This is a genomic window from Actinoalloteichus spitiensis RMV-1378 (assembly GCF_000239155.1).
Taxonomy (GTDB): domain Bacteria; phylum Actinomycetota; class Actinomycetes; order Mycobacteriales; family Pseudonocardiaceae; genus Actinoalloteichus_B; species Actinoalloteichus_B spitiensis.
In genome coordinates this window covers 1-5,412 of sequence record NZ_AGVX02000392.1, presented here as the reverse complement: position 1 = coordinate 5,412, position 5,412 = coordinate 1, and the positions used below count along the sequence as shown (strand labels likewise).

Genomic DNA, 5,412 nt, shown 5'->3' with positions numbered 1-5,412 from the left:
CGCCACCGGTCGCGCCCACTCCCCCGCCGGGAGCGACCCCCACCTCGCCGGCCCGCCCCGAGGATCAGCGTGGCCCCGAGGGCGGCGGCCAGGGATCGGAACCGTCCGGTGAGCGGCCTGTCGTCCCCCTGCGCCCCACCACGACCAGGTTCGACTCGGCGACCGAACGGCCCGCCCCCACCAGCCCGCCCCGGCTGCACGTCGTCGGCGACGAGGAGGAACCCCCGGAGCCGGCGCTGGACCTGGAGACCAGCCAGGTCACCCTCGCCGACGTCGGGGGCCTGGAGCAGGTCAAGGCACGGTTGGACATGGCCTTCCTCGGACCGATGCGCAACCCCGAACTGGCGAAGGCCTTCGGCAAGAGCCTGCGCGGTGGGCTGATGCTCTACGGTCCACCCGGCTGCGGCAAGACCTTCATCGCGCGCGCCGTCGCCGGTGAACTCGGCGCCAGCTTCAGCACCGTCAGCCTCGCCGACATCCTCGGCTCCCGCCTCGGCGAGACCGAACGCAACATCGAGCAGATCTTCAGGGCGGCACGCCGCAACAGCCCCTGCCTGCTGTTCTTCGACGAGGTCGACGCCATCGGCCACCGGCGGTCCGGCATCGGCTCGGGCTGGAGCGGCCTGCGTTCGGCCGTCAACCAGATCCTCACCGAGATGGACTCCGCCACCGAGGACAACACCGGTGTGTTCGTCCTCGCCGCGACCAACCACCCGTGGGACGTGGACCCCGCGCTGCGCCGCCCAGGCCGGTTGGACCGCACGGTCCTCGTGTTGCCGCCGGACGCCCCGGCCAGGGCGGCGATCCTCCAGGGCAAGCTGCGGGACCGTCCCGTCGACGGCCTCGACCTCGACCTGCTGGTCAAGCGCACCGAGGACTTCTCCGGTGCCGACCTCGGCCACCTGGTCGAGTCGGCGGCCGAGCTCGCCCTGGCCGACTCCATGCGCCTCGGCCGGGCCCGGCCCATCACGATGAAGGACATGAAGGTGGCGCTGCGCCAGGTCAAGCCGTCCATCGGCCCCTGGCTGGAGTCGGCCCGCAACGTCGCGCTGTTCGCCAACGCCAACGGCGAGTACGACGACCTGCTCGCCTACCTCAAGCAGAGAAAGATGGCATGACCGCCGCGAACCCCACCACGGTGTTCACCCATTCCGATGCGCTGCTGGACCTGGGGCGTGCCTCGGAAGCGATCACCGTGCTGGAGGCCGGCCTCGCCGCGTGGCCTTCCGACGCCGTCCTCTGGGGACAGCTGGCGAAGGCCCTGATCGGCAACGGCGAGTTCCAGCGCGCCCTCATCGCCGCCGACAACACCGTCCAGGGCGCCCCCGAGGACGACTGGGGGCACCGGCTCCGCAGCGCGGCCCTCGTCGGCCTCGGCCGCCTCGCCGACGCCGAGGTCGCCGCCCGGGAGGCCGTCCGCCACAACCCCCACGTCTGGCAGACCCACTCGCGGCTGGCCGACGTGCTGGCCCTGCAACGGAAACGCCTCCCCGAGGCCGTGGCCGTGGCCGAGGAATGCGTCCGGCTCGGCCCCACCGAACCCGGACCGCACCTGCTGCTCGCCCGGCTCGCCCTCCTCAACCGCCGCCGCGACCGGGCCGAGGAGGCGCTGCGGGCCGCGCTGGCGATCGACCCGCACAACGGCCAGGCCCTGCTCCTGCTGGGCCAGGTGCAGTCCGACCGGGCACGGGTCGGCCAGGCGATGGCCACCTTCCGGTCCCTGCTGACGGTGGCGCCGGGGCAGCGGGCCACGGAGGCCGAACTGGCGCGGCTGGGCTGGCTCACCGCTCGGCTGGCGCCGATGGTGACCGCCGCCGCGACCCTCGTGTTGCTCGTCCTCGCACTGTTCCTTCCCGACGACGCCGGCCGATGGGTGGCGTTGGGCGCCACCCCGTTGCCCGCCCTCCTCGGCCTCCACCTGTGGAGCGAGCACCAGCGCTACCAACGGGGCCTCGGCGGCTACCTGCGCATCCTGCTGCGCACCCGCCGGGTGCTGGCCGGTCTCGTCGGAGTGACCTGCCTGAACACCCTGCTGCTCACGGGGTGGTGGATCGGCTCGCTGATCCAGGGCGGGGACGTCACCCCCCTGCTGCGGGTCATCCTGGCGATCGCCCTCGGGTCGAGCGCGGTCGCCGTGCTGGCCATCCGGCGGCAACGCGACGAACGGATCTACGACGCCCACCCCGTCCGGTTGTGGCGCCAGTCGTGGCTGACGACGCTGCTCGCACTACCACCCCTGGTGTTGCTGACCGCGCTGGGCGAACAGTCCGAAGCCTGGTGGTACCCGCCGTTGGGCGTGGCGCTGTCGGTGGTGCCGCTGCTGGCGGTGGTGCGCGCCCGCCACCCCCGGGTGGTCCGCGCCCACCTGGCCGCCCGCACCGGAGCCGACCGGCGCTCCTACCTGGGGCACGTGCTGGTCGCGGTCACCCTGCTGGTCGGGGCGCTGACCGGACCGCTGTGGGTGCTGGCATCCCTCGCCCACCCGGCGCTGGACCCGGCGCTGATGTTCGTCGGCCTGGGCCTGCTCGTCGTGGTCACCTACTGCCGGGTCCTCCGGTTGTTCCTCACCGGGGTCATCGTCACCCTCCAACGCCTGTCCGGCCGCCGCCAGCGCTGAGGCGCCGGGCGGCCCACGACCCAGGGGCGGGAGATCGGGACGGCAGGACTTCTGGCAGGTCACGACACCCGGTCACCCGGCCGGGCGCGGCCGGCCAGGACGCCGGGGTGGGGTCAGTCCTCCTCGAAGTAGGCGGCCGGCACCCCGCCCTCGCACACCACGTCCACCTCGATGTCGACGTCCTCCGACTCGAACTCCAGGGACACCTCCCTGGCCGGACCCCGCTCCACGTCGTCGGCGTCCACGTGGAAACCCTGGTCGGGCGTCCAGCTGACCAACCGGGCCTGGTCACCCACGCACTCCACCGACAGCGAACCGCCGGGTGTCCCGATCACCTTCCGCTGTGGAGGCGGCCCGGTGTCCACGGGCTCGGAAACCTCCCCCGGCGCCGACTCCGCCGAGGTGCCGGGGACGCCCGGCGCGGCGGAGGGCGCCGGCTGGTTCGCCGGCTGCGAGGTCAACCGGGAGGTGATCGCCTGCTGGTCCAGCACCGCGGGCGCGTCGTCGACGATGCCGGCGCCGATCGCGCCGACCGCGGCGATGCCCACCGCTGTGGCGGCGGTAGCGGCGGCGGCCCAGCCGGCGGCGCCCAGGGCGAACCTGGTCCGATTCGAAAGGCCGTTTCTCACCATCACACCCTCGCGCAGGCCGGGTTAACGCCGGGATAAGACGATGCTAGCCCTCGGCCAGAGGCGTGCCGGCCGGCCCGGCCCTCCGATAGCGTGCGGGGGTGGCGCACCTTCTGCTCGTCGAGGACGACCCCACGATCCGTACCGCACTGACCAGGGCCCTCGGGGAACGAGGCCACGCCGTCGCCTCCGCGCACACCGCGATGGACGGCCTGCGGCTGGCCGTGTCCGAAGGCCCCGACCTGGTCGTGCTCGATCTCGGGCTCCCCGACATGGACGGCCGGGAACTGCTGCGGATGCTGCGGGCCGTGAGCACCGTCCCCGTCATCGTCGCCACGGCGCGCGACGACGAGACCGAGATCATCTCGGTGCTCGACGCCGGGGCCGACGACTACGTCACCAAGCCCTTCAGCGCCGGCCAGCTCGACGCCCGCATCCGTGCCGTGCTCCGCAGGGGAGGGGAGGAAGCCCCCAGCCAGGCCCTGACCGTGGGCGGACTGCGGGTGGACGCCCGCTCCAGGGAAGCCAGTCTCGACGGGCGCCCGCTGGACCTCACCCCCCGCGAGTTCGACCTGCTGCACTACCTGGCCGCCCGGGCCGGCGCCGTGGTCAGCAAAAGGGAACTGCTCATCGAGGTGTGGCAGGTGCCCTACGGCGGGGCGGACAAGACCGTCGACGTCCACCTCTCCTGGCTCCGCCGCAAACTGGGCGAGACCGCGCAGCAGGCCCGGTACCTGCACACCATCCGAGGTGTCGGCGTGAAGCTGGCCGCACCGGGCGGGGCGTGACCATGCGAGGACGCCTTGCCCTGCTCGTCGCCGCCACCACCTCCCTCATCCTCGTCGCGTTCCTCGTTCCGCTGGCCCTGCTGGTCCGCACCGTCGCCGAGGACCGCGCACTGCACGCGGCCAACGTCGACGCCCAGTCCTTCAGCTCCCTGCTGGCCACCGCCGACCCCGAGGTCATCCGCCTCGCCGTCGAGCGGGTCAACCTCTCCGACGACCACCAGCTGACGATCTTCCTCCCCGACGGGACCACGGTCGGCGAGCCCGCCGAGCGCACCGAGTCGGTGGACCTCGCCCTGCGCGGCCACACCTTCACCGCCGACGTCGGCGGCGGGATGGAACTGCTGGTCAACGCCCAGGACTCCACCGGGGAACAGGCGGCGGTACGCGCCCACGTGCCCGCCGAGGTCCTGCACCGGGGCGTGGACCGGGCCGTGCTGATCCTCGTCCTGCTGGCCGTGGTGCTGCTCGCCGTCAGCGCGCTCGTGGCGGACCGGCTGGCCACCTCCCTGGTCCGGCCCACCACCCAACTGGCCGCCGTCTCCCACCGGCTGGCCCGGGGAGAACTCCAGGCGAGGGCCGACCCGACCGGCCCCAAGGAACTCCGCGACGTCGGCCTGGCCCTCAACCACCTGGCGGGTCAGATCGAAACCCTGCTCCAGCAGGAACGGGAAACGGTTGCCGATATCTCGCACCGGCTCCGCACCCCGCTGACCGCCCTCAAACTGGAGGCGGAGGGGCTGCGGTCGCCGGAGGAGGCCCGCCGGGTGGAGGGGCTGGTCGAGGAACTCGAACGCGCCGTCAGCGAGGTCATCCAGGACGCCAGGGGGCGCAGCGGAGGCGACGGGCAGACCGCCGCCCGGGTGGCCTGCGACGCCGCCCAGATCGTCTCCGAACGGGTGCGCTTCTGGTCGGTGCTCGCCGAGGACACCGAACGCCACGTCGAACTCGACCTCGCCCCGGGACCGCTGCTCGTCCGCGTCTCCCCGGGCGAACTGGTCGCCGCCGTCGACGCCCTGCTCGGCAACGTCTTCGCGCACACCGAGGAGGGCACGTCCTTCGCGGTCCGGCTCCGCCCCGCGCCCGAGGGCGGGGCCGTCCTCGTCGTCGCCGACGCCGGCGCCGGGTTCGGCGGCGTCAACACCGGCCGCCACGTGCTCGACCGGGGCAACAGCAAGGGCGGGTCGACCGGGCTGGGCCTCGACATCGCCCGCAGGACCGCCGAGGCCTCCGGCGGGGGGATGTCCCTTGGCGTCTCCGGCTGGGGTGGAGCCCAGATCACCGTCCGACTCGGCCCGCCCGAACCGAGCTGACCGCCACCCCCCACACCACGCCGCGCCGCCCCTGAAGCCCGCGTCGCCGTCCAACCACAAGCTCGTGC

5 protein-coding genes are annotated in these 5,412 nt (G+C 73.5%); 4 read left to right on the top strand and 1 reads right to left on the bottom strand.

What is annotated here, in order from left to right:
- Both ACTIDRAF_RS29440 and ACTIDRAF_RS35370 read left to right on the top strand, forming a co-directional pair.
- Positions 1-1,118: ATP-binding protein (locus tag ACTIDRAF_RS29440; protein WP_016699953.1), on the top strand; the 1,118-nt coding region annotated here is incomplete at its 5' end.
- Complete coding sequence (locus ACTIDRAF_RS35370; protein WP_016699952.1) at positions 1,115-2,617, top strand: tetratricopeptide repeat protein; 1,503 nt, start codon at positions 1,115-1,117, stop codon at positions 2,615-2,617. The genes ACTIDRAF_RS29440 and ACTIDRAF_RS35370, both read left to right, overlap by 4 nt.
- Before the next feature lie 113 nt (positions 2,618-2,730).
- Here the strand turns inward: ACTIDRAF_RS35370 and ACTIDRAF_RS29435 are convergent, their stop codons facing one another.
- Entirely contained in the window at positions 2,731-3,246 is a 516-nt protein-coding gene (locus ACTIDRAF_RS29435; RefSeq protein ID WP_157163095.1) for a hypothetical protein, read from the bottom strand.
- Positions 3,247-3,347: 101 nt separating this feature from the next.
- Here ACTIDRAF_RS29435 and ACTIDRAF_RS0217105 point away from each other — a divergent pair, with 101 nt between their 5' ends.
- Both ACTIDRAF_RS0217105 and ACTIDRAF_RS0217100 read left to right on the top strand, forming a co-directional pair.
- Complete coding sequence (locus ACTIDRAF_RS0217105; RefSeq protein WP_016699950.1) at positions 3,348-4,034, top strand: response regulator transcription factor; 687 nt, start codon at positions 3,348-3,350, stop codon at positions 4,032-4,034.
- A gap of 2 nt (positions 4,035-4,036) precedes the next feature.
- Positions 4,037-5,344, top strand: a complete 1,308-nt coding sequence (locus tag ACTIDRAF_RS0217100) for a sensor histidine kinase (protein WP_026066203.1) — start codon at positions 4,037-4,039, stop codon at positions 5,342-5,344.
- The last annotated feature ends 68 nt before the right edge of the window (positions 5,345-5,412 follow it).